Below are 21955 nucleotides of genomic sequence, written 5' to 3'. Positions count from 1 at the left end.
GCGACGGCTCGAACCACGGGGTCTGCGGCGAACCGCTCGGCCGCAGACCCCGGGCGACGCGAAGTGGGAACGGACAGGGGGCGCTGGCCAGACTTCTTCCACGCGAGGGGTTCGATCGATCATGACAACGACTGACATCTCCACATCCGTCCCCTTCAGGGAGGTGACGGACCGCAACGGCCGTGTGTACCGGCTCGGCGAGACCGACCGGGACATCATGCGGCGACCACGCTGGACCATGGTGCTCTTCCCATGGATCGGCATGTTGGGCATCAGCTCGTCGGAGTACGCGTTCACCTCCGCCGAGGAGACGCTGCACGACGCGCACATGTGGGCCAGCGGCCACATCTTCTGGCTGATGGGGGTCTGGATCTTCTTCCAGGCAGCCGTTGCCTTCCCCGCCGGGAAACTCCGCGAGAGCGGAAGACTGCCGGCCAGGAGCGCGATGCTCCTCGGAGCGCTGGGCACTCTGCTCGGCTACCTCTCGCTGGCGTACGCACCGCATGTCATCGTCGCCTACTTCGGCTTCGGCATGTTCAGCGGTATCGGCGCCGGTCTCGTCTACGCGACCTGCGTGAACATGGTCGGCAAGTGGTATCCGGAGCGCAAGGGCGGCAAGACCGGCATGGTCAACGGCGGTTTCGCCTATGGCTCGGTGCCGTTCGTGTTCCTCTTCACCTCGTACATGGATCTGTCCAACTACCAGGGTGTGCTGGTCTTCGTCGGGGTCATCTGCTGTGCGGCCGTCGCGGTCGCGGGCTGGTTCTTCAAGGACCCGCCGAAGAACTGGTGGCCGCCGCACGTCGACCCGCTGAAGGTCTCGGACGACCCGCGGATCGTGCGGTCGCTGGCCAAGAACCCGCCGGCGGTCAAGCAGTACACCCCGCGTGAGGCGGCCCGTACTCCGGTGCTGTGGATGATGTGGTTCTGCCTGCTCTGCACGGCGGGGATCAACATTTTCGGTATCGCCATGCAGGTGCCGTTCGGCAAGGAGATGGGGTTCGCCGGCGGCATCGTGGCCACGGCCATGTCGCTCAAGGCGATCGTGAACGGGACCGGCCGCGGTGTCATCGGTTGGATCTCCGACCGGTACGGACGCCGCAACACGCTGATCTTCGTCTGTGTGGTCCTGGGAACCGCGCAGTTCGGGGTCTTCTTCTCCGGGGACATCGGCTCGATGCCGTTCTTCCTGTTCTGCTCGATGATCTCCGGCTTCGGTGGCGGCGCGATCTTCCCGCTGTTCGCGGCGATGACCGCGGACTACTTCGGTGAGAACAACAACGCCTCCAACTACGGAATGGTCTACAGCTCGAAGCTGATCTCCGGCCTGGTCGGCTCCGGTGTCGGCGCCCTCGTGGTCAATGCCTGGGGCTACGGCGGCGCCTTCGCCCTGGCGGGCAGCATCGGTCTCGGCTCTGCGGTACTCGCCTGCTTCCTCAAGGCGCCGGGCCGGCCGAGCACCAAGCACATCGAACCCAATCCGCATCCGATCAGCCGGGAGATCTCCTGATATGACGGCGGAACCAGACGTGACGGGGACCGCGCCGGCCACCACGGCGGGCGCGGGCTTCCGCGAAATCACGGACGCTCGTGGCCGCGTCTACCGCATCGGAGAGACCGACCGGCAGATCCTCGGCCGGCCGCGCTGGACGATGGTGGCCCTCCCGTGGCTGGCCATGCTGGCCATCAGCGTCTTCGAGTACGCCTTCGGCGCGGCGGAGGACACCCTGTCCTCGGCACACCACTGGACCTCCTCCAACACCTTCTGGGTCCTGAGCGTCTGGATCTTCTTCCAGGCGGCGGTGTCCTTCCCGGCCGGAAAGCTCCGGGAGAAGGGCATTCTCACCAGCAGGGCAGCGATGCTCCTGGGTTCGGTCCTCTCGCTCCTCGGCTTCGTCAGCCTGAGCCACGCACCCGACGTCGCGCTGGCCATGGTCGGCTTCGGTTTCCTCGGCGGGGTCGGCTCCGGGCTCATCTACTCGACCTGTGTGAACATGGTCGGCAAGTGGTATCCGGAGCGTCGCGGCGGCAAGACAGGATTCGTGAACGGAGCGTTCGCCTATGGCGCGGTGCCGTTCATCTTTCTCTTCTCGTACGGCTTCGACACCTCGAACTACCGGACCGTGCTCGACCTCGTCGGCTTCTATGTGTTGGTGCTGACGCTGGTGGCCGGGATGTTCTTCAAGGACCCCCCGAAGAACTGGTGGCCGGCCGAGGTCGACCCGCTGGGCCGCGGCGGGGACGCCCGTACGGCGCTCGCCCTGGCCAAGAACCCTCCCGCGGTACGACAGTTCACACCGGGCGAGGCCCTGCGCACCGGAGTCGTGCCGCTGATGTGGATCTGCATGCTGTGCTGCGCCGGGGTCTCGATCTTCGGGATCTCCTTCCAGGTGCCGTTCGCGAAGGAAATGGGTTTCGGTCCGCTCATCGCAGCGTCCTCGATGGGGCTCATGTCGGTGATCAACGGCACCGGGCGCGGCGTGGTCGGCTGGCTCTCGGACCGGCTCGGACGGCGGCGGACACTGACATACGTCTGTCTCGTCCTCGCGGTCGCGCAGTTCGGCGTGCTGTGGGCGGGCGAGATGCGCAACCAGCCGCTGTTCCTCGTGTTCGCGTTCCTGTCCGGCTTCGCAGGCGGCGCGTTCTACCCACTGTTCGCCGCGCTGGTGCCGGACTACTTCGGTGAGAACAACAACGCGTCCAACTACGGGATGGTCTACAGCGCGAAGCTGGTCAGCGGGCTGTTCGGCGGCGGGATGGGCGCAGTCGTGGTGGCCTCGTGGGGGTACGTCGGCGCGTACACCACGGCGGGAATCGTCTCGCTGGTCGCAGCGGGGCTGTCATTGCTGCTGCGGCAGCCGGGCCTCGGGGCGGGGCGGCCGGTCCCGGTCTAGTGCCGGAGGGCACTGGATCCGCTGCCGTCCGAGCGACGGCCCTCCCTGCGCGGTGCGGGGAGGGCCGTCGCTGTTGCTCGACAGTGCCGTGACCGGCAATGTTTGCCCAGGACGTCGTAGAGGCGGGCGTTTGCGCTGTTCCCCGGTTGTCAGGAATTCGGGGTGAGGCGCGGCCCGCCCCTCCGATGCCGCCGATGGTTCTACTTGCGCAGCGCCGCCAAGTTGTCGTAACCGATCCGCGCATGGTTCAGGGACTGCGCGGGGACGGCCGAGCTCGGTGCGTTGTCCTGCTCGACCATCGGGTTGTGGTAGTTCTTCGCCCCGACGCGGCGGAAGAACGTCCGGTAGTCGATGGCCCCGGTACCGAAGGGGACCATGTCGTAGCCGTTGCCGCTGTTGGTGTTGACGACGCCGTCCTTGGCGTGGAACAGCGGGTAGCGCTTGGTGTTGCCGCGGACCAGTGCCGCCGGGTCGAAGATGTTCTCCTGCTGCGACCCGTCGTGCGCGGTGTAGGTGTGGAACTTGTACTGAGCGACGTGTGCCCAGAAGATGTCCATTTCCAGCCATACGGACTTCGGGTCGGTGACCTGAAGGAAGTACTCGAGCTTGCGGATACCGGAGCTGCGGGTGGGGCGGCCCTGTGCGTCCAGCGGACCGCCGTCGAGCAGGAAGCCGTAGGCCGCGTCGTGGTTGTGGGTGTACAGCTTGATGCCCGCACCCTGAGCGATCTGTCCCAACGTGTTCCACTTGTCGGCGGCCACGTCCCAGTCGGCACGGTAGGCACTGCCGGTGGGGTCGCCACCGGTGCCCATGTGTTCCATGCCGAGGATGTTCGCTATCTCGAGGTGGCGCTTGAACTGGTCCAGGTCGTTCTGGTTCAGCGGCCAGGACGACGGGATGAAGCCGTGGTTGCCCTGGGCGCGCAGACCGTACTCGTCCAGCCACGAGCGCAGCAGCTTCGCGCCTTCCACCGATTCGAGGTTGTTTCCACCGGGTGCGTTGGCGTGCTGGCCGTACCCGGCGAACTCGACCTGCTTGTAGCCGTAGCGGGCCAGCTCCCCGAAGACCTCACGGAAGCCCGAGGGAAGGGTGGTGGTGAGCGGATCCCGGCCCGTGGCGTCGCGCACGGTGTACAGGATGATTCCTCGCCTGTCCTCCGGAACCAGAGACAGGCCGACGCCCTGCCCCTGGTCGGGGGTGGGCTGGGCGAGGGCCGGCGACGCGCCGAAGGCGGGCGCGGCGATCGCCGCTGCCGCAGCGGCCGTGCAGGTGCTCAGAAAGCGGCGGCGACTGACGCCGAGGCTGCGGCGCAGGGCGCCGTCCGTTCCGGATTCGTCGTTGTACGCGGTCACGGTCTCTCTCTTTCTCGAAGATGCTCGAAACGCTGTGCGCGGACCGGTCATGCGAGGCCGGCAAGCGTGAGGAGCAAGGACTTCACCTCGGTGGCCCGGACGGGGCCGGTGAACGCGTGGGGGGTGGAGCACAGGATGAGCGGACCTTCTTCGTCGCTCATGGGAAGGCGGCCGTGGCTGCCGCGAATGGGTGAGGGGTCCAGCGGCACAACCGCCATGCGGTAGCGCATGCCGAGCTTCTTGCGGGCCACGGCGGTGGCCGCCTTGACCCGGACGTACGGGTCCTGGGGGTCCAGGAAGAGTTCGACCGGGTCGTAACCGGGTTTGCGATGGATCTCGACGAGCTGCGCGAAGTCGGGGGCGCGCGCGTCGTCGAGCCAGTAGTAGTACGTGAACCAGGCATCCGGGTCGGCGACGGCGACGAGCTCGCCGGAGCGCGGGTGGTCGAGGCCGTGGGCCTTCTTGCCCTCGTCGTCGAGGAGCTGTTCGATGCCCTGGACGTCCTGGAGAGCTTCACGGGTCGCATCGAGATCCTCGGGACGGCGTACGTAGATGTGGGCGAGCTGGTGGTCGGCGACGGCGAAGGCGCGGGAGGTCATCGGGTCCAGGTACTCCATGCCGTCCTGGGTGTGGACCTCCAGCAGGCCGGCGCGGCGCAGTGCCCGGTTGATGTCGACCGGGCGGTCGACGCGGGTGATGCCGTACTCGGAGAGCGCGACGACGGTGCGCCCCTCGCGGCGGGCGTCGTCGAGCAGCGGGGCCATGGCCCGGTCGAGCTCGGCCGCCGCCCGGTACGCGCGGGGGTCGTCGGGCCCGTAGCGCTGGAGGTCGTAGTCGAGGTGCGGCAGGTAGCACAGGGCCAGGTCGGGGTGGCGGGTGTCCAGGATGTGCCGGGTCGCGTCGATGATCCACTGCGAGGACACGAGGTCGGCGCCGGGTCCCCAGAAGTGGAAGAGGGGGAAGGTGCCGAGCTTTTCGGTGAGTTCGTCGTGGAGGGCGGGCGGCCGGGTGTAGCAGTCGGGTTCCTTGCGGCCGTCGGCGTAGTAGACGGGGCGCGGGGTCACGGTGATGTCGGTGTCGGCGCCCATCGCGTACCACCAGCAGATGTTGGCGACGGTGTAGCCGGGGTGGGCGCGGCGGGCGGCGTCCCAGAGCTTGTCCCCGGCGACGAGGCCGTTGTGCTGGCGCCAGAGGAGGACGTCGCCGAGCTCGCGGAAGTACCAGCCGTTGGCGACGATGCCGTGTTCGGCGGGGGTGGTGCCGGTGAGGAAGGTGGACTGGGCCGCGCAGGTGACGGCGGGCAGCACGGTGCCGAGGGAGGCGTGGGTGCCGGACTCGCCGAGGGATGCGAGGTGCGGCATGTGGTCGAGGAGCCGGGGGGTGAGGCCGACGACGTCGAGGACGAGGAGGGGGGTGGGGGCGCCGGTGGGGGACGTGCCCGTTTCGACGGCTGTCATGGAAGCTCCTTGAGGCCGAGGTCGACCAGGAGGTCGCGGGCGAGGGTGAGTTCGGCGGCGATGCCGTCGGCGAGCTGGGGCCGGCTGCGGGGGCGCAGCTCGGCGGGGAGCGCCTGCCAGGTGTACGTCTCGACCTCCAGGTGACGGGTCAACGGCCGGGCTCCGCCGACCAGTCGGGTCAGCGTGGACTCGAGCACCGGGAGGGTCGATGTGAGCGGTGGGGCGGGGGGTGCGTGCAGCGGGACGTGGAAGTGGGCGCGCCACGGGGTGCCGTCCGGCAGTGCCTGGCCGGTGACCGCCTCGTCGAGGTCGTCGGTGCCGCGCAGTCCGTGCGTGGTCCGGGTTCGGGTCTGGTGGAGGAAGCGGGGTTCGGCGAAGGCCGCGAGCGCGGTGCGCACTTCGGGGAGGTGCGGGTGTTCGGCGTGGAGTGCGGCGGAGAGCTGGCACTTGGCGACCTGGACGCCGGCTGCGGCGAGTGCGTCGAGGGCGGTGTCCGGGTCCTCGAAGGAGGTGGCGAGATGGCAGGTGTCGATGCAGATGCCGATGCGGTCGTGTCCGACGGCGGTGAGCGGTGCGATGGCGTCGGCGGTGGTCTCGACCGTGCAGCCCGGTTCGGGTTCGAGACCGATCCGGATGGACTTGCCGGTCAGCTCGGCGAGGACGTCGAGCCGTTCGGCGAGGGTGCTGAATGCGGTGTGCGCGGTGCGGGCGGCTTCCGGGTCGCCGGTGTACGGGGTGCGCCAGGCGATCGGGAGGGTGGAGATGGTGCCTTCCGTGACGTCGTCCGGGAGCAGGGTGGCGAGCAGCCGGGCGAGATCGGTGGTGTGGGCGAGGCGTTCGGCGTCCGTCCAGTCCGGCTTGTACACCCGGTACTTGACCTCTTCGGCACCGAAGCCTTCGTACGGGAAGCCGTTCAGGGTGACGACTTCGAGGCCGCGGCGGTCGAGTTCGGCGCGCAGGGAGCGCAGTTGGGCGGGGTCGTTGATCAGGGTGTTCGCGGCGTCCTTGGCGAGCCAGAGGCCGATGCCGAGGCGGTCGCGGCCGAGACGTCTGCGGACGGGTTCGCAGTGGTCGCGCAGCTGGGCGCGGACACCGTCCAGGGTTTCGGCGGGGTGGACGTTGGTGCAGTAGGCGAGGTGGACGGTGGATCCGTCGGGGTGGCGGAAGCGCATCGGGTCACTCCCCGCCACGGAGGATGGAGTTCCCCTCGTGGAGTGGATCGGGGGTGGCGAGGTCGAGTTGCAGGCGGCCGCTCTGACCGTAGAAGGCGACGGGGTTGCGCCAGAGCACCTGGTCGACGTCGTCGTCGCTGAACCCGGCGGCGAGCATGGCGTCACCGACCTTCCGGGTCTTGAGGGGGTCACTCCTGCCCCAGTCGGCGGCCGAGTTGACCAGGACCTTCTCGGTGCCGTGGGTCCTGAGGATCGCGATCATGCGATCCTCGTCCATCTTGGTGTCGGGGTAGATGGAGAAGCCGGCCCAGCAGCCGCTGTCCATGGCGTCCTTCACGGTCGTCTCGTTGAGGTGATCGAGCAGGACCCGCTCCGGGGGGAGGTGGGATTCGCGGATCACGTCGACGGTGCGATGCAGACCGGCGAGCTTGTCACGGTGCGGGGTGTGGACGAGCGCGGGCAGCCCGTGGTCGGCGGCGAGCTGCAGCTGGGCGGCGAGGGCGGTGTCCTCGGCGGGGGTCATGGAGTCGTAGCCGATCTCGCCGACGGCGACGACGGAGTCCTTGACGAGATACCGGGGCAGGGCGTCCAGGACGGGGGTGCAGCGCGGGTCGTTCGCCTCTTTGGGGTTCAGGGCGAGCGTGCAGTGGTGGGCGATGCCGTACTGGGCGGCGCGGAAGGGTTCCCAGCCGAGCAGGGCGTCGAAGTAGTCGAAGAAGCTGGCGGGCGAGGTGCGGGGCTGGCCGAGCCAGAAGGAGGGTTCGACGAGGGCGCGGACACCTGCGTCGTACATCGCCTGGTAGTCGTCCGTGGTGCGGGAGGTCATGTGGATGTGGGGGTCGAAGATGCGCATCAGAAATCCTCCGTGGGGGCGGCTGGGGCGGGGGCCGTGAGGCTGAGGACGTGACGCAGGTCGCCGGGGACGGCGCGGCCGGCGGCGGTTCGTTCGGCTGCGAAGTCACCCAGCATGCGGGCGAGTTCCGCGTCGCCGCGGGCACGGTGGGCCAGTTTGTCGACGGCCTCGACGGGGACGCCGGTGAAGAGGCACTTGAGGACGGCGTGGCGCCAGTGGTGCGTGTCGAGATGGGCGGCGGCGTACGGACCGACGGCGGCGGCTATCAGCCGGGTGTCGTTGGTGCGCAGGGCGTCCTCGACGAGGTGGAGGGCGGTGGGGCCGAGCTCCAGCCGGTGGAGCGTGAGGAGGACGGCGCGCCGCTCGGCGGCGGTGCCCTGTTCGTAGAGCCTGGTCACGGCGGGGAGGGCGGCGCTGGCTTCGAGGAGCAGCAGGGCGCGCACGGAGTCGGCGTGCTCCAGTCCGCAGTGCCGGCCTGCGGCGGCGAACCGCAGCTCCCACGGGGGTACGGCGTACGGGCCTGCGGGTGCGGTGTCCTCGTGGTCGGCGGCGTGCGCGGCCTCGGCGAGGGCCTCGTCGAGCCAGGCGCGTGCGGCGCCGCCGAGCTGGGTGTCGAGTTGCCCACGGGTCAGCAGCGGGGGCGTCTGCGGCGAGGCCGGCGGGGTCATCGGCATGACGTCGCTCCCTTCGGGAGTCTCGACGGGATGCGGGATCGGAGGAAGTCGATGGAGCTGCGGGCGAGTTCGGGGCCGGCGTGGGAGTGGCGGGGCAGTTCGACCACGGTGAGGCCGCTGTATCCGGTGTCGCCGAGCGTGTCGAGCGCATCGAGGACGGGCGGGAAGTCGATCTCGCCGTCGCCGAACGGCAGATGCTCATGGATGCCCCGTCGCATGTCCTCGATCTGGACGTGGCGCAGCCAGGGTGCGGCGTCCCGGACGCAGTCCGCGGGTGAGGAGGGCTCCAGGCACTGGCAGTGGCCGATGTCGAGGGTGAGCCCGAGTGGTTCCGGGTCGCCGCTGAGGAGGCGCAGGTGGTGGAAGTCGGAGAGATCGGCGAGGAGATGCCCGGGTTCGGGCTCGATGGCGAGCGGGACTCCGGTGCGGTCTGCGGCCACGAGCACCGGGGCCAGGGCATCGGTCAGCCGCTGCCAGGCCGTGTCGGGCGTGGTGTGGGGTGGGGTGATGCCGCTGAAGCAGTGCACGGCGTGGGCGCCCAGGTCGGCGGCGACTTCGACGGCCCGGACCAGGAGCCGGGTGCGGGCGGCGCGGGCCTCCGGGTCCGGGTCGAGGAGGGACGGGCCGTGCTTGCGGCGCGGGTCGAGTACGTAGCGGGCACCGGTCTCGACAGTGACACCCAGCCCGAGCTGTTCGAGCCTCTGCGCCACGCGGCGGGTGCGGGCGGCGAGGTCCGGGGCGAGCGGGTCGAGGTGCATGTGGTCGAGGGTGAGGCCGACGCCGTCGTACCCGAGGCCCGCGAGGAGCGCGAGCGCGTCGTCGAGGCGGAGGTCGGTGAGCCCGTTGGTGCCGTAGCCGAGGCGGATGGTCATGTGGGGCTCACCTTCCGGGCGAGTGTGCGGGCGAGTGGGACGAGCCCCATGACGGCGAGCCCGGTGCCGGCCGCTCCGGCACGGGCGGCGAGCGCGGCCTGGAGCGGGATCATCGCCCGGATGCCGCCGCCCACGGCGCGCTGGGTCAGCGGCGGGGACGGGTTGAGGGTCGCGTGGAGGAGCGGCTCGGCGGCGGTCCGGAGGTAGGCGCCGGTGAGTGCGGTGAGGAGGATGCGGGGCGAGGCGGGGGTGGCCGCGGATGCTCCGGGTTCGGGGCGGTGGCTGCCGCCCGACGCGCCTCTTCCCGGGACGGGGGTCGCGTCCCCGGACCCCCGTTGTTCGCGCGCCGCGGTCGCGCCGAGCGCGATGACCGCCGCGAGCGCGGAGAGGGGTGCGACGGTGGAACCGCCCTGCGTCTCGTGGCGCGAGACGGCGGTGACGGCGTAGGTGTGCGCCCCGAGCAGGGCGGCGGCGGGGAATGCGGCCCTCAGCGGGAGGGCTGCTTGCCGGGACGGCTCCCCTTGGCGCGGCCGCGCATCCCCGGCTGCTTCTGCCAGGGCGCGGCCGCCCCTGCCGACGAGCCGGGCGATCGGTCCGCGGCGCCGCTTCCCCGCGGATACCGGGATGGGTGCGGGTGCCCGGACGAGGCCTGTCGCCGGGCCGGGCGCGGTGACCGTGCGCGTGACGGAGTGCTCCGCGCCTGTCCCCCATGTCGCGGTGGCGCCCAGCAGCAGGTCCAGGGCGCGCGCCGTGGCCATCGCGGCCGGCCCCGCCTGGGTGTGTTTCAGGTGGAGGTCGTAGGCCCAGACCGTTGCGGCCAGGCCGGCGGCCACCGTCAGTGCCGGGCGGCCGGCGCGGGCTGCGAGGGACAGGCCCGCGGCCGTCAGCGCGCCTGCTGCCGTGAGGGCCGCGGCCGGGGTGATCCGGCCCGAGGGGATCGGGCGGTGCGGACGGTCGACGGCGTCCTCGTCGCGGTCGGCCCAGTCGTTGAGCGCCATGCCTGCCTCGTACAGGCACAGGGAGGCGCCGACGGCCAGCGCGGTGCCACGGCCGGGACGCCGTCCGATGGCCGCGGCCCCGGCGAGTGCGTCCCCGGGGACGGTGAACAGCGCCGAGATCCGCAGCAGCTCGGCCCAGGCCCGTACGGTAGCTGTCACTTCTCCCCCCGCAGCCGTTCGGCGAAGGCCAGCAGCGCGATGTACTGCTCGGACAGTGCGGCGGGACCGCCGTCGGGGTCCTTGAAGTAGAAGCCGAGTTCGGGCCGCGGGCCGGTCAGGCCCACCTCCTGGGCGCGGGCGAGCAGCCGCGCCAGGTCGAGGACCAGCGGGGCGGCCAGCGCCGAGTCGCAGCCCTGCCAGGTCGTCTGGAGGACCATGCGGGAGCCGAGGAATCCGTCGAACGCGATGTGGTCCCAGGCCGTCTTCCAGTCGCCGAGCGCGGGCACGTCGTCGATGTGCACCTCCCCCTCGGGCGCGACGCCGAGCGTGTCGGCGAGGACACGCTCCTTGCCCGCGTTCTTGGCCGCTGCCGCGCCGGGGTCGGCCAGCGCCGCTCCGTCCCCGCCGCCCAGCAGGTTCGTGCCGGACCAGGCCCGTACGGGCAGGGCGCGTTGCACGAACATCGGGGCGAGTACGGAGCGGAGCAGCGTCTGGCCCGTCTTGCCGTCGCGGCCTGCGTGAGGAAGTCCGCAGTCCGCGACGGCGTCCTGGAGCGCGGGAGCGCGCAGTCCGGTGGAGGGGGTGAAGTTGATGTAGGGGCACCCGGCCCGGAGCGCGGCCGCGGCGTAGAGCGAGCTGGCGGGCAGCCGGTTCTCGCCGGGTTCCGGGACGGGCTCCGTCGACGCGACGTTGACGACGACCGTGCGGGTCAGGTTGCCCCGGCGGCCGAAGTCGGTGAGGTCTGCGGCGAACGCGGCGATGAGTTCCTCGTCGGTGCGGGTGTCACCGGGCAGCGGGCCACCCGGGCGTATCTCGGCGTCGGCGGCCGCGAGTTCGGTCCGCACGGCGGAGGGCAGCCCGTGCGGGAGCACTCCCCCGGCGGCCAGTGCCTCCGCCCGTTTGGGGAGCGGACAGCCGACGGTGTCGTGTCCTCCGAAGACCAGGGAGGTCAGCGCCGGCAGCCCGCTGTCGGCGAACGGCGCGGTCTCGGTGACCATGCCTGCCGCCGGGTGGAGGCCCGCCGCGACAGCCGCGCAGCCCGCCATGGCGGTGGTGGCGACGGAGCCGCGTGCTCCGATGAACCAGACTCCGGTACGAACGGCGTGTGCTGACACGGGCTGCCTCCCTGACTGGGCATCCTGGCTGGGTGGTGCAAAAAGAGCGGCGCTGATCGATTCGAGGCGGACACGGGTGGGGGTGACGGCGGGCGGGGTAGGGCCTTTGCCCCGCCCGCCGTCGGACTGCGGCTGTCGCGCCTAGGCGGCGGGCAGCTCCTTCAACTCGATGTTGCGGAAGGACACCTGGTCGCCGGCTCCGTGGTTCTGGAGGCCGATGTAGCCGTCCTTCAGGCTGCGGACCGGATCGGTGTTGGTGAAGTCATTGATCTTGACTCCGTTGAGGAAGACCTGGAGCCGTTCGCCCTGCACCTTGATCTCGTAGCTGTTCCACTGGCCGGGCGGCCGCAGGACCTCGTCACGGGCCTTGATGTTCGCCGCCTTGAAGGTGTAGATGGAGCCCGTGGTGCGGTCGGGCGCATCGGTGGCGTCGATCTGGACCTCGTAGCCGTTGTTCACCGCGGACCAGGGGTCGTCGGACGCCGGGAAGCCGACGAAGACACCGGAGTTGTCGTCTCCCTCCAGCTTCCAGTCGAGCTTCAGCGAGTACGACCCGAGTTCCTTGGCCTGGTAGGTGAGGAGACCCATGCCGCCCTCGGAGCGGAGTTCACCGTCGACGACGTTGAACTTCCCGGGGCCGGCCTGCTTCCAGCCTTCGAGCGTCTTGCCGTTGAAGATCGGCCGGTAGCCGGTGTTCGGCTTGCAGTCGGCCTGCACCTGTCCGGCCGCGTAGCGGACGCCGCCGAGGAGGAGCTGGCGGAAGGCCGGTTCGGCGTACGACTCCTTGGTGTGGCCGAGGCCGGTGTAGAAGGAGCGGCCGCCCTGGTAGGTCTGGCACCAGGTGATCGGGTGATCGCCCTTCATGGTGCCGCCGGTGTAGGTCGTCTCGTCAAGGGTGGCGAGGACCTTCACCTTGTCGCGCGGGTTGGTGCGGTAGTTGTACAGCTCGTCGGTCCGGTTCCAGGCGTCGTCGAGGTGGGCGGTCGCCGGGTGCTTGTGGTCCTCGACGCGGACGGTGACGGGCTGGATCGCGGGGTGCCCGGCGAAGTACGCGCCGACGAGTCCGCCGTAGAACGACCAGTCGTACTCGGTGTCCGCGGCGGCGTGCACGCCCATGTAGCCGCCGCCGGTGGCGATGTAGTTCTCGAACGCCTTCTGCTGGTCGGCGTTGAGAACGTCACCGGTCGTGGAGAGGAAGACGACGGCGTCGTAGCGGGCCAGGTTGCTGGTGGTGAACTGGCCTGCTTCCTCGGTGGAGTCGACGGTGATGTTGCTCGTCGCGCCGAGTTCCTTCAGTGCCGCGATGCCCTGGGGAATCGCGTCGTGGCGGAAGCCGGCCGTCTTCGAGAAGACCAGGACCCGCTTGGCGGTCCGGTCGGGGGCGCTGTTGGAGAGCTCGAAGTCGTCGACGTCGTAGAGAGCCCCGTCGCCGCCCTTGAAGACCAGGAAGAGCTCGGTGGCCTTCCCCGGGACGCCGCGCAGCGGTACGTCGATGTCCTGGAAGTTCTCCCAGCCACCGGTCACCGGTACCGGTGCGGAGCCGAGGATCTTGCCGGTCGCGGAGCCGGACCGTACTTCGAGGAAGCCTCCCGCGCCGCCGGACGAGATCCGGGCGGTGAGCTTGGTGGAGTCGCCGAGGATGTACGGCTTGAAGGCGATCCAGTCGCCGTTGTTGATGTCGCCGACCGTCTTGCCGCCGTGCGCAGCCGCCTTGTCGTACGTCCGGATGCCGGACGACTCCGTGAAGTGCTCGGCCTGGCGGTGGCGGGGCTGAAGCTGCGACTGGTCGTGGCCGGAGAGCGCGGCCTGGCCGCCGCCCCCGCCATCGGTGTACGAGGCGTCGATGACTCCGAAGATGTTGGCGTTCGGGTCGTGTCCGCCGTCGATCTGGGTGCTGATGGTGCCGGTGCAGCCGTTGGCCGTGGTGATCGGGTGGCCGTGGCTGTCATGGCCGAGCACGAAGCGGACCTCGACCTTCGAGCAGTCGATCGTGCCGTCCTCGGGGTCGGTGACGGTCACCTTGAACGGGATCTTGTCCCCGAAGCTGAACAGCTGCCCGTCACCCGGGAGTTCCAGCTTCACCGTGGGCGCGGTGTTGCCGACGGTCACATGGACGCTGGCCTGTCCGGTGCGTCCCGTGGGGTCCTTGGCGGTGACGGTCGCGGTGTAGGTGCCGTTCTTCTTGTACGTGTACGTGGGGTTCGCGGCGGTCGACGTGCCGCCGTCACCGAAGTCCCAGGCGTAGGTGAGTGTGTCGCCGTCGGAGTCCGTGGTGCCGGCCGAGGAGAACTGCACCTTCAGCGGGGTGGTGCCGGACGTCTTGTCGGAGGCGGCTTCGGCGACGGGCGAGTGGCCGCCGGTGGCGTTCTCGATGCGGTAGAGCGCGGAGTTCTCGTCGCCGCCGAACCAGGCGAGACCGTAGTCGAGGACGTACAGCGCCCCGTCCGGGCCGAAGGCCATGTCCATCACCTGGGTCCCGGTCCACGGGATGTTGTTGATGGACCGGACCGTACCGTCGCCGTCCTGCTCGATGCGCTTGATCCAGCGCCGACCGAACTCACCGGCGAAGAAGTCCCCGTCGTACGCCTCGGGGAACTTCACGGGCGAGTCGAGGTTGGCGTCGTAGTGGTAGACGGGGCCGCCCATCGGCGACTCGGAGCCGGTGCCGAACTCGGGCACGGATCCGCCGTCGTACGGGATCCAGGCGGGCTGCGACGGGGGCAGGTCGACCAGTCCGGTGTTGTGCGGCGAGGTGTTCTTCGGCGCGGCGCAGTCGAAGGTCGCGCCGGACGTCTTCGTCGCGAAGTCGTAGTCGACGAAGGGGTCGTTCTTCCCGGTGCAGAACGGCCAGCCGAAGTTGCCCGCCTCGGTCACCCGGGCGAACTCGACCTGTCCGCCCGGTCCGCGCTTCGGGTCGGCCGCACCCGCGTCGGGACCGTAGTCACCGACGTACGCAATGCCGGTGGCCTTGTCGACACTGAAGCGGAACGGGTTGCGGAAGCCCATCGCGTAGATCTCGGGCCGGGTCTTGTCCGTGCCCGGGGCGAAGAGGTTGCCCTCGGGGATGGTGTACGAGCCGTCGTCGGCGACCTTGATCCGGAGGAGCTTGCCGCGCAGGTCGTTGGTGTTGCCCGAGGTGCGCCGGGCGTCGAACGACGGGTTGCGGTCGGGACGTTCGTCTATCGGCGTGTAGCCGTCGGAGGCGAAGGGGTTGGAGTCGTCACCGGTCGACAGATACAGGTTGCCCTGCGCGTCGAAGTCGATGTCGCCGCCGACGTGGCAGCAGATGCCGCGCGACGTCTTGACGTCGAGGACCTTCTTCTCGCTGCTCAGGTCGAGGGTGCCGTCCTGGTTGAGGACGAAGCGGGAGAGCCGGTTGACGCCGTCGAACTTGGCGAAGTCGGCGGCGGTGCCGGTCTCCGGGGCGTCGCCGGGCGGGGTGTCCAGCGGCGGCGCGTAGTAGAGGTAGATCGCCCGGTTCTTGTCGAAGTTCGGGTCGATACCGACGCCCTGGAGGCCTTCCTCGTCGTGCGAGTAGACGGGGATGACGCCCGAGACCCTGGTGTTGCCGGCGCTGTCGGTGATCCGCAGCTCGCCGTTGCGCGAGGTGTGCAGGACGCTGCGGTCGGGGAGCACGGCCAGGGACATGGGTTCGCCGGTCTCGGCGGCACCCTTGGCGAGGGTGACCTGCTGGAAGTCCTCGGTCGCCGCCGCGTCGGACGCGGCCGGCGAGGTCGGGCCCGATGCGGCTGCACCGGGCGGGGCGCCGAGGGCAAGAGTGGCCGCGGTGAGCAAGCCGCCGGTGAGCAGGGCGAGGGATGTACGGAATCGGGGCCGGGTTCTGGTTCTGTGCACGAGTGTCCTCCGGAGAGTGCCGGTTGTACGGGCGAGTGCTGCCGTGCCGTTCCGCGCGGGGACTGCCGCGCAGGTCACCGAAGGCCTGGTGGAACTCCGGTGACGCGAGTCATGTCTTGTACACCAAGGGGACGGTAGACGGGTTCGTCCGGGGTGGAAAGCCCTTGTGCATGAGTTAAGTTGAACTTTTTCCTACATCAGGACAAAGGGGGTTTTGGGCAGCCTGGACCGTCCCGACGGCACATGTGCCACCGGGCTGCGCAGACCTGCCCCCCGCCCCGCCCCGCCCCGCCGGGGCTCCGCCCCGGACCCGGTACTCACCCGCCGGACGTGCTGAAAGAGCGCGAGTGAGGAGCGGAGGTCCGGGGGCGGAGCCCCCGCGAGGAACCGTCAGTCGCCGCCCCCGAATGCCGCGTCGAACGACGCAGCCGGTGGGTCGAAGTCGTACCGCTTCAGCGTGGCAAGTGCTTCCGGTGCGCCCGCCAGCCGGTCCATCCCGGCATCCTCCCACTCCACCGAGACCGGGCCTTCGTAGTCGATCGAGCGGAGCATCCGGAACACGTCCTCCCACGGCACGTCACCGTGCCCGGCGGAGACGAAGTCCCAGCCGCGCCGCGGATCGCCCCAGGGAAGGTGCGAGCCGAGACGGCCGTTGCGCCCGTCGAGACGCTTGCGGGCCTCCTTGCAGTCCACGTGGTAGATCCGGTCCCGGAAGTCGTAGAGGAAGCCGACCGGATCGAGGTCCTGCCAGACGAAATGGCTCGGGTCGAAGTTCAGCCCGAACGCGGCCCGGTGGTCGACGGCCTCCAGGGCCCGGTGCGTGGTCCAGTAGTCGTACGCGATCTCGCTGGGGTGCACCTCGTGGGCGAACCGCACGCCCTCCGCGTCGAACACGTCGAGGATCGGGTTCCAGCGCTCGGCGAAATCCTCGTAACCGCGCTCGATCATCCGCGGCGGCACTGGCGGGAACATCGCCACCAGGTGCCAGATCGACGAGCCGGTGAAGCCGATGACGGTACGGACCCCGAAGGCGGCGGCCGCGCGGGCGGTGTTCTTGATCTCCTCGGCGGCCCGCTGCCGGACCCCTTCGGGCTCGCCGTCGCCCCAGATCCGGGCGGGCAGGATGCCCTGGTGACGTTCGTCGATCGGGTTGTCGCAGACCGCCTGGCCGACGAGGTGGTTGGAGATCGCCCAGCACTTCAGACCGTACTTGTCGAGCAGCTGCCGCCGCCCGTCGAGATAACCGGGGTCGGCGAGTGCCTTGTCGACCTCGAAGTGATCGCCCCAGCAGGCGAGTTCGAGCCCGTCGTAACCGAAGTCCCGGGCGAGCCGGCAGACCTCCTCCAGCGGCAGGTCGGCCCACTGACCGGTGAAGAGCGTGAAAGGACGGGGCATGCGCGGAACCTCCTAGGACTGCACGAGGGTGTGTACGGAGCTCTTCTCTGCGCTTTCCTCCACCGCCGCGAGTACCCGCTGCACCTGAAGTCCGTCGGCGAACGACGGTACGGGGTCCGCCCCTTCGGCGATCGTCAGAACCAGGTCGCGGGCCTGGTGGATGAAGGTGTGCTCGTAGCCGAGTGCGTGGCCCGGCGGCCACCACGCCTCCAGGTACGGATGCTCGGGCTCGGTGACGAGGATGCGGCGGAACCCGGCAGTGGTGGCCTGTTCGGTGTGGTCGTGGAAGGACAGTTCGTTGAGGCGTTCCAGATCGAAGGCGAGCGAGCCCCGCTCGCCGTTGATCTCCAGCCGCAGCGCGTTCTTGCGGCCCGCCGCCATCCGGGTCGCCTCGAACGAGGCCAGTGCTCCGGAGGCGAGCTTGCCGGTGAACAGGGCGGCGTCGTCGACGGTGACCGCCCCGCGTGCCCCGCTGTCCGCGGTGCCCGAGAGCCCGGCCGACGCTCCGGTGAGCAGCGGTCGTTCCCGTACGAAGGTCTCGGCGACCGCCGACACCCCCACCAGGAGCTCTCCCGCCAGATACTGGGCGAGGTCGACGATGTGCGCCCCGAGGTCGCCGAGCGCGCCCGATCCCGCGTGCTCGCGCTTGAGCCGCCAGGTGAGCGGCGACTCGGGGTCGACCAGCCAGTCCTGGAGGTAGGTGGCCCGTACGTGCCGCAGGGCGCCGATCCTCCCGTCGGCGATCAGCGTCCGTGCGTACGCGATCGCGGGCACCTTGCGGTAGTTGAAGCCGACCATCGCCACCTGGCCGCGGGCCCTGGCCCGTTCCGCGGCCTCCGTCATGGCCTCCGCCTCGGCAACCGTGTTGGCGAGCGGCTTCTCGCACAGCACGTGCTTGCCGGCCTCCAGGGCGGCGATGGCGATCTCCGCATGGCTGTCGCCGGGCGTGCAGATGTCGACGAGCTGGACGTCGTCCCGGGCGATCAGGGCGCGCCAGTCGGTCTCCGCCGCCGCCCAGCCGTGCCGTTCGGCGGCGGCGGAGACCGCCGTGAGGTCGCGTCCGCAGATCGCGGCGAGAGCCGGCTGCATCGGCAGGTCGAAGACGTGTCCGGCGGTGCGCCACCCCTGTGAGTGGGCGGCGCCCATGAACGCGTATCCGACCATGCCGACCCCGAGCGTCGCCTTCGGCACGGTCGTCGGCGGCGCTGCGGCCTCCTGCTCCGTCTCTTCCCTACGGGCCATACGGGCTTCCTCCTCGTCGGTCGTTCGGTGGGCGCACGGCAGGAGGGTCAGCACCCTCCTGGACGGCGGATCAGCTGAAGCCCGTAGGCAGGTACTGGTCGATGTTGTCCTTGGTGACAACGGCCGAGTAAAGGGTGAGGCTGGTCGGGATCTCCAGTTCGGAGAGCCCGCCGATGCCCTTGCCCTGCCCCAGGGCACGCGCCAGGTCGATGGCGGACGCGGCCATCGTCGGCGGGTAGAGAACCGTGGCCTTCAGGACGCTGTTGTCGGCCTTGATGGCGTCCATCGCGGACTTCGCGCCCGCGCCTCCGACCATCAGGAACTCGTCCCTGCCCGCCTGCTGAATGGCGCGCAGCGCGCCGACTCCCTGGTCGTCGTCATGGTTCCACAGGGCATCGAACTTCTTCTGCGCCTGCAGGAGTTGAGCCATCTTCGCCTGGCCCGACTCGACGGTGAACTCGGCGGCCTGACGGGCCACCAGCTTGATGTTGGAGTAGTTCTTGAGGGCGTCCGCGAAGCCCTGGCTGCGCTGCTTGGTGAGCTCCAGGTTGTCGATGCCCGCGAGCTCGACCACCTTGGCGTTCGGCTTGTCCTTGAGCTGTTCGCCGATGTAGGTGCCGGCATTGAGTCCCATGCCGTAGTTGTCGCCGCCGACCCAGCAGCGGTAGGCCTGTGGTGAGGCGAAGATGCGGTCCAGGTTGATGACGGGGATGCCCGCCTTCATCGCCTCCAGACCGACCTGGGTGAGCGCCTTGCCGTCGGCGGGGAGAATGACGAGGACGTCGACCTTCTTGTTGATGAGGGTCTTGACCTGGCCGATCTGGGCGGCGGTGTCGTTGGAGCCCTCGGTGATCTCCAGGGTCACCTCGGAGTACTTCTCCGCCCGCGACTTGGCGTTCTCGTTGATGGCGTTGAGCCATCCGTGGTCGGCCTGGGGTCCGGCGAAGCCGATGGTGACGGGCTTCCCGGGCTTGTCGTCCGCGGCCGGCTGATTGCTCTGCGCGGTCTGCGACTTCTTCGGTTCATTGCTGGTGCAGGCAGTGAGGAGAGCGCCCGCGGAGACGGCCGCGGTGCCGAAGAGCAGTCCTCTGCGGCTGGTTTCTGGCATGGCTGTGGAACCCTTCATCCGGTGCGTGGGTGGCATGCGGAACTGCGGGTGAGATGGGGTGGGGTGGAGTGGGGAGGGCCCGAGGGCCGGGGGTGTCAGGCGGATCAGGGTCGGACGGGGCGCGGCCCCGGCCGTGATCCGCTGGACACCCTTAGGTCTCCCCGTGGGCCGAGGTGCGGCGCTGGACCAGGACGGCGGCAACGATGATCGCGCCCTTGGCGATCTGCTGGACATCGCTCTGCAGATTGTTGAGCGCGAAGATATTGGTGATGGTGGTGAAGACGAGGACACCGAGGACGGAGCCGACGATTGTGCCGCGTCCGCCGCTGAGCAGGGTGCCGCCGATGATCGCCGCGGCGATGGCGTCGAGCTCGTACAGGTTGCCGTTGGTGTTCTGTCCCGAGCCGGACAGGATGATCAGCATGAAGGCGGCGATGCCGCAGCAGAGACCGGACAGCAGATACAGGTAGAGCCGCTGCCGCCGTACGTCGATCCCCGCGAGGCGGGCCGCTTCCGCGTTGCCGCCGACCGCGACCGTGCGGCGTCCGAACGTCGTCCGGTTCAGCACCAGCCAGCCGATGACGGTGACCGCGGCGAAGACCACGACCAACGGCGGGATGCCGAGGACGTACGAGTCGGGCAGCCCCAGGTCGAGGACCGACTGGACGGTAACGATCTGTGTCTTGCCGTCGGTGATCTGCAGGGCGAGACCGCGGGCCGAGGCGAGCATGGCCAGCGTCGCGATGAACGGCACCAACCTCCCGTACGCGATCAGCAGCCCGTTGACGAGTCCGGCACCCAGGCCGACGAGCACGGCGGTGAAGAGGATCCCCGCGAAGCCGTACTCCTGGGTGGCGAGCGTGGTCGCCCAGACCGAGGCGAGCGCCACCATCGCGCCCACCGAGAGATCGATGCCGCCGCTGGTGATGACGAACGTCATGCCGACGGTGACGACGCCGATGACGGACGACTGGGTCAGGATCAGCTGCAGGTTCCCGGTGTCCAGGAAGGCGTCGGGCTCGGTGAACCCGCCGACGGCGATCAGTACGGCGAGGACGCCGAGCAGCGACAGGTTACGGACGTCCACGCGCACCCCGAGGGCGCGCAGTCCGCCGCCCTTCGAGGGCGGCAACGCGGCGGGGGCGGGCGGGGCCGCCTTGTCCGGCCCACCGTGCTGCGCCGAGGAGACGGGCTGAGTCATGACGTCGGGCTTCCTTCCATCACGAGGTCGAGTACGCGGTGCTCGTCGAGCTCCCGGGCGTCCGCCGTATGCACGACGCGGCCCTCGCGGAGCACCAGCACCCGGTCGGCGAGGCCCAGCACTTCGGGCACTTCGCTGGAGACCAGCAGAACGGCGAGGCCTTCGTCGGCCAGCCGGCGGATCACGGCATAGAGCTCGGCGCGGGCGCCGACGTCGACACCGCGGGTCGGTTCGTCGAGCAGCAGCACCCGGCAGCCGCGCAGCAGCCAGCGGGCCAGGACGGCCTTCTGCTGGTTGCCGCCGGAGAGGGTGCGGACGGGGGTGTCCGGGTTGTCCGGGCGCAGCGAGAGTTCGCGGGTGGCGGCGCGGGCCGCCCGGTGTTCGGCTCCGCGGTCGAGCCAACCGGCCCGGGAAAAACGGGACATGGAGGAGACGGAGACATTACGGGTGACGGATTCGAGCATCAGCAGGGCCTGCGCCTTGCGTTCCTCGGGGGCGAGACCGATGCCCGCGGCGACGGCGGCGCGGACGCTGCCGGGGCGCAGCGGCCTCCCGCCGACGAGGACCCGGCCCGCGCTCGGCCTGCGGGCTCCGTAGATCGTCTCCAGGATCTCGGAGCGCCCGGATCCGACGAGTCCGGCGAGCCCGACGATCTCGCCGGGCCGCAGTTGCAGGTCGATGGGGGCGAACTCGCCTGCCCTCGCAAGTCCTTCGACGGTGAGCACGGGGTCCTGCCGGACGTCCTCCGCGGGAGCCTCGGGGCGCTGCGGGAAGACGTACTCGACATTGCGGCCGGTCATCATCGCGACGATGTCGCGCGTGGGGGTGGACTCGGCGGGCAGCCCGACGGCGACGGCCCGCCCGTCCTTGAGCACGGTCACCCGGTCGCCGATCCGGCGGATCTCCTCCAGGCGGTGGGAGATGTAGACGACGGCGACCCCCTCGGCGGTGAGTCCGGCAACGATACGGAAGAGGTTGGCGACCTCGTCGGGGTCGAGGGCGGCGGACGGCTCGTCCATGACGATGAGCCGCACGTCGTGGGAGAGCGCCCGCGCCATGGAGACGATCTGCTGCTGGGCCGCGGAGAGCGCGCCGACGGGACGGGCGGGATCGATCTCGGGGTGGCCGAGGCGCTTCAGCAGTGCGGCGGCGGCCGTGCGTCCTTCGCGGGTGCGGACGACGAAGCGGGCGGTGGTGGGTTCGTGGCCGAGGAAGATGTTCTCGGCGACCGAGAGGCCCTCGACCAGGTCGAGTTCCTGGTAGATGGTGGCGATGCCGAGACGCATGGCGGCGATCGGCGACTTGAGCGAGACGGGTGCGCCGCGCCAGGTGATCTCGCCGCCGTCGGGCTGGTGGGCCCCGGCGAGCACCTTGATGAGGGTGGACTTGCCGGCGCCGTTCTGCCCGAGCAGACAGTGGACTTCACCGGCCTGGACCTCCAGGTCCACGCCGTCGAGGGCGCGCACACCGGGGAACGACTTGGTGATGCCGGACATGGTGAGCAGGGGTGGTTCTGGTGCCATGACAAATCCCCTCGGCGGGTGCGGGCCGGTGAGCGGGCAGGGCGGTGCTGTTCCGGGGGCGTCCCCCGGACCCCGGCCGGATGAG

Annotated in this window: 16 protein-coding genes; 2 read left to right on the top strand and 14 right to left on the bottom strand. The window is 70.0% G+C overall.

The genetic code is table 11. From position 1 onward, the window contains the following. Nucleotides 1–121 precede the first annotated feature (121 nt). Both ACFU8W_RS18680 and ACFU8W_RS18675 read left to right on the top strand, forming a co-directional pair. Nucleotides 122–1510, top strand: coding sequence for an OFA family MFS transporter (locus tag ACFU8W_RS18680; protein WP_384038155.1), 1389 nt, complete (start codon nucleotides 122–124; stop codon nucleotides 1508–1510). Nucleotide 1511: 1 nt separating this feature from the next. Further along, on the top strand, nucleotides 1512–2894 hold the full coding sequence (locus tag ACFU8W_RS18675; protein ID WP_384038152.1) for an OFA family MFS transporter: 1383 nt from the start codon (nucleotides 1512–1514) through the stop codon (nucleotides 2892–2894). Nucleotides 2895–3094: 200 nt separating this feature from the next. On the opposite strand, the gene ACFU8W_RS18670 is transcribed toward ACFU8W_RS18675, so the two are convergent. From ACFU8W_RS18670 to ACFU8W_RS18605, 14 genes are all read right to left on the bottom strand, one after another. Next, on the bottom strand, nucleotides 3095–4246 hold the full coding sequence (locus ACFU8W_RS18670) for a sugar phosphate isomerase/epimerase family protein (RefSeq protein WP_384038149.1): 1152 nt from the start codon (nucleotides 4244–4246) through the stop codon (nucleotides 3095–3097). Nucleotides 4247–4293: 47 nt separating this feature from the next. Then, nucleotides 4294–5703 carry an alkaline phosphatase family protein gene (locus ACFU8W_RS18665; protein WP_384038146.1) on the bottom strand — a complete coding sequence of 470 codons (1410 nt, stop codon included), beginning with the start codon at nucleotides 5701–5703 and terminating at the stop codon, nucleotides 4294–4296. Further along, complete coding sequence (gene eboE, locus ACFU8W_RS18660; RefSeq protein ID WP_384038143.1) at nucleotides 5700–6875, bottom strand: metabolite traffic protein EboE; 1176 nt, start codon at nucleotides 6873–6875, stop codon at nucleotides 5700–5702. Before eboE ends, ACFU8W_RS18665 begins: the two co-directional genes overlap by 4 nt. 4 nt (nucleotides 6876–6879) lie before the next feature. Continuing rightward, a complete protein-coding gene (locus ACFU8W_RS18655; RefSeq protein WP_345511172.1) occupies nucleotides 6880–7728 on the bottom strand; it encodes a TatD family hydrolase in 849 nt (282 codons plus the stop codon). Next, nucleotides 7728–8402, bottom strand: coding sequence for an EboA domain-containing protein (locus ACFU8W_RS18650; protein ID WP_384038140.1), 675 nt, complete (start codon nucleotides 8400–8402; stop codon nucleotides 7728–7730). The genes ACFU8W_RS18655 and ACFU8W_RS18650 overlap by 1 nt, the downstream gene beginning before the upstream one ends. After that, a complete protein-coding gene (locus tag ACFU8W_RS18645; protein ID WP_384038137.1) occupies nucleotides 8393–9274 on the bottom strand; it encodes a sugar phosphate isomerase/epimerase family protein in 882 nt (293 codons plus the stop codon). Before ACFU8W_RS18645 ends, ACFU8W_RS18650 begins: the two co-directional genes overlap by 10 nt. After that, nucleotides 9271–10431, bottom strand: a complete 1161-nt coding sequence (locus ACFU8W_RS18640; RefSeq protein WP_384038134.1) for an SCO3242 family prenyltransferase — start codon at nucleotides 10429–10431, stop codon at nucleotides 9271–9273. The genes ACFU8W_RS18645 and ACFU8W_RS18640 overlap by 4 nt, the downstream gene beginning before the upstream one ends. Further along, a complete protein-coding gene (locus tag ACFU8W_RS18635) occupies nucleotides 10428–11546 on the bottom strand; it encodes an inositol-3-phosphate synthase (RefSeq protein ID WP_345511176.1) in 1119 nt (372 codons plus the stop codon). The genes ACFU8W_RS18640 and ACFU8W_RS18635 overlap by 4 nt, the downstream gene beginning before the upstream one ends. Nucleotides 11547–11687: 141 nt before the next feature. Beyond that, nucleotides 11688–15401 (bottom strand): ThuA domain-containing protein, encoded by a 3714-nt coding sequence (locus ACFU8W_RS18630; RefSeq protein ID WP_384038131.1) that lies wholly within the window; start codon nucleotides 15399–15401, stop codon nucleotides 11688–11690. Between the two features lie 390 nt (nucleotides 15402–15791). Then, nucleotides 15792–16796, bottom strand: a complete 1005-nt coding sequence (locus ACFU8W_RS18625; protein WP_384038128.1) for a sugar phosphate isomerase/epimerase family protein — start codon at nucleotides 16794–16796, stop codon at nucleotides 15792–15794. A gap of 12 nt (nucleotides 16797–16808) precedes the next feature. After that, complete coding sequence (locus tag ACFU8W_RS18620; protein ID WP_384038125.1) at nucleotides 16809–18038, bottom strand: Gfo/Idh/MocA family protein; 1230 nt, start codon at nucleotides 18036–18038, stop codon at nucleotides 16809–16811. Nucleotides 18039–18108: 70 nt separating this feature from the next. Beyond that, nucleotides 18109–19146 (bottom strand): substrate-binding domain-containing protein, encoded by a 1038-nt coding sequence (locus ACFU8W_RS18615; protein ID WP_266979429.1) that lies wholly within the window; start codon nucleotides 19144–19146, stop codon nucleotides 18109–18111. Nucleotides 19147–19297: 151 nt separating this feature from the next. Next, nucleotides 19298–20347 (bottom strand): ABC transporter permease, encoded by a 1050-nt coding sequence (locus ACFU8W_RS18610; protein WP_384038122.1) that lies wholly within the window; start codon nucleotides 20345–20347, stop codon nucleotides 19298–19300. Beyond that, nucleotides 20344–21870, bottom strand: coding sequence for a sugar ABC transporter ATP-binding protein (locus ACFU8W_RS18605; RefSeq protein WP_345511182.1), 1527 nt, complete (start codon nucleotides 21868–21870; stop codon nucleotides 20344–20346). Before ACFU8W_RS18605 ends, ACFU8W_RS18610 begins: the two co-directional genes overlap by 4 nt. Nucleotides 21871–21955: the final 85 nt, after the last annotated feature.

It is taken from the genome of Streptomyces sp. NPDC057565, from assembly GCF_042801455.1.
GTDB classification, from domain to species: domain Bacteria; phylum Actinomycetota; class Actinomycetes; order Streptomycetales; family Streptomycetaceae; genus Streptomyces; species Streptomyces yanii.
The sequence above is the reverse complement of the archived record's forward strand: the minus strand, read 5'-3'. Positions and strand labels throughout refer to the sequence as shown.

Coding starts and splice junctions, on each gene's coding strand:
- ACFU8W_RS18680 (WP_384038155.1), top strand. CDS start 122: ATGACAACGACTGACATCTCCACATCCGTCCCCTTCAGGGAGGTGACG.
- ACFU8W_RS18675 (WP_384038152.1), top strand. CDS start 1,512: ATGACGGCGGAACCAGACGTGACGGGGACCGCGCCGGCCACCACGGCG.
- ACFU8W_RS18665 (WP_384038146.1), bottom strand. CDS start 5,703: ATGACAGCCGTCGAAACGGGCACGTCCCCCACCGGCGCCCCCACCCCC.
- eboE (WP_384038143.1), bottom strand. CDS start 6,875: ATGCGCTTCCGCCACCCCGACGGATCCACCGTCCACCTCGCCTACTGC.
- ACFU8W_RS18655 (WP_345511172.1), bottom strand. CDS start 7,728: ATGCGCATCTTCGACCCCCACATCCACATGACCTCCCGCACCACGGAC.
- ACFU8W_RS18650 (WP_384038140.1), bottom strand. CDS start 8,402: ATGCCGATGACCCCGCCGGCCTCGCCGCAGACGCCCCCGCTGCTGACC.
- ACFU8W_RS18645 (WP_384038137.1), bottom strand. CDS start 9,274: ATGACCATCCGCCTCGGCTACGGCACCAACGGGCTCACCGACCTCCGC.
- ACFU8W_RS18625 (WP_384038128.1), bottom strand. CDS start 16,796: ATGCCCCGTCCTTTCACGCTCTTCACCGGTCAGTGGGCCGACCTGCCG.
- ACFU8W_RS18620 (WP_384038125.1), bottom strand. CDS start 18,038: ATGGCCCGTAGGGAAGAGACGGAGCAGGAGGCCGCAGCGCCGCCGACG.
- ACFU8W_RS18615 (WP_266979429.1), bottom strand. CDS start 19,146: ATGCCAGAAACCAGCCGCAGAGGACTGCTCTTCGGCACCGCGGCCGTC.
- ACFU8W_RS18610 (WP_384038122.1), bottom strand. CDS start 20,347: ATGACTCAGCCCGTCTCCTCGGCGCAGCACGGTGGGCCGGACAAGGCG.
- ACFU8W_RS18605 (WP_345511182.1), bottom strand. CDS start 21,870: ATGGCACCAGAACCACCCCTGCTCACCATGTCCGGCATCACCAAGTCG.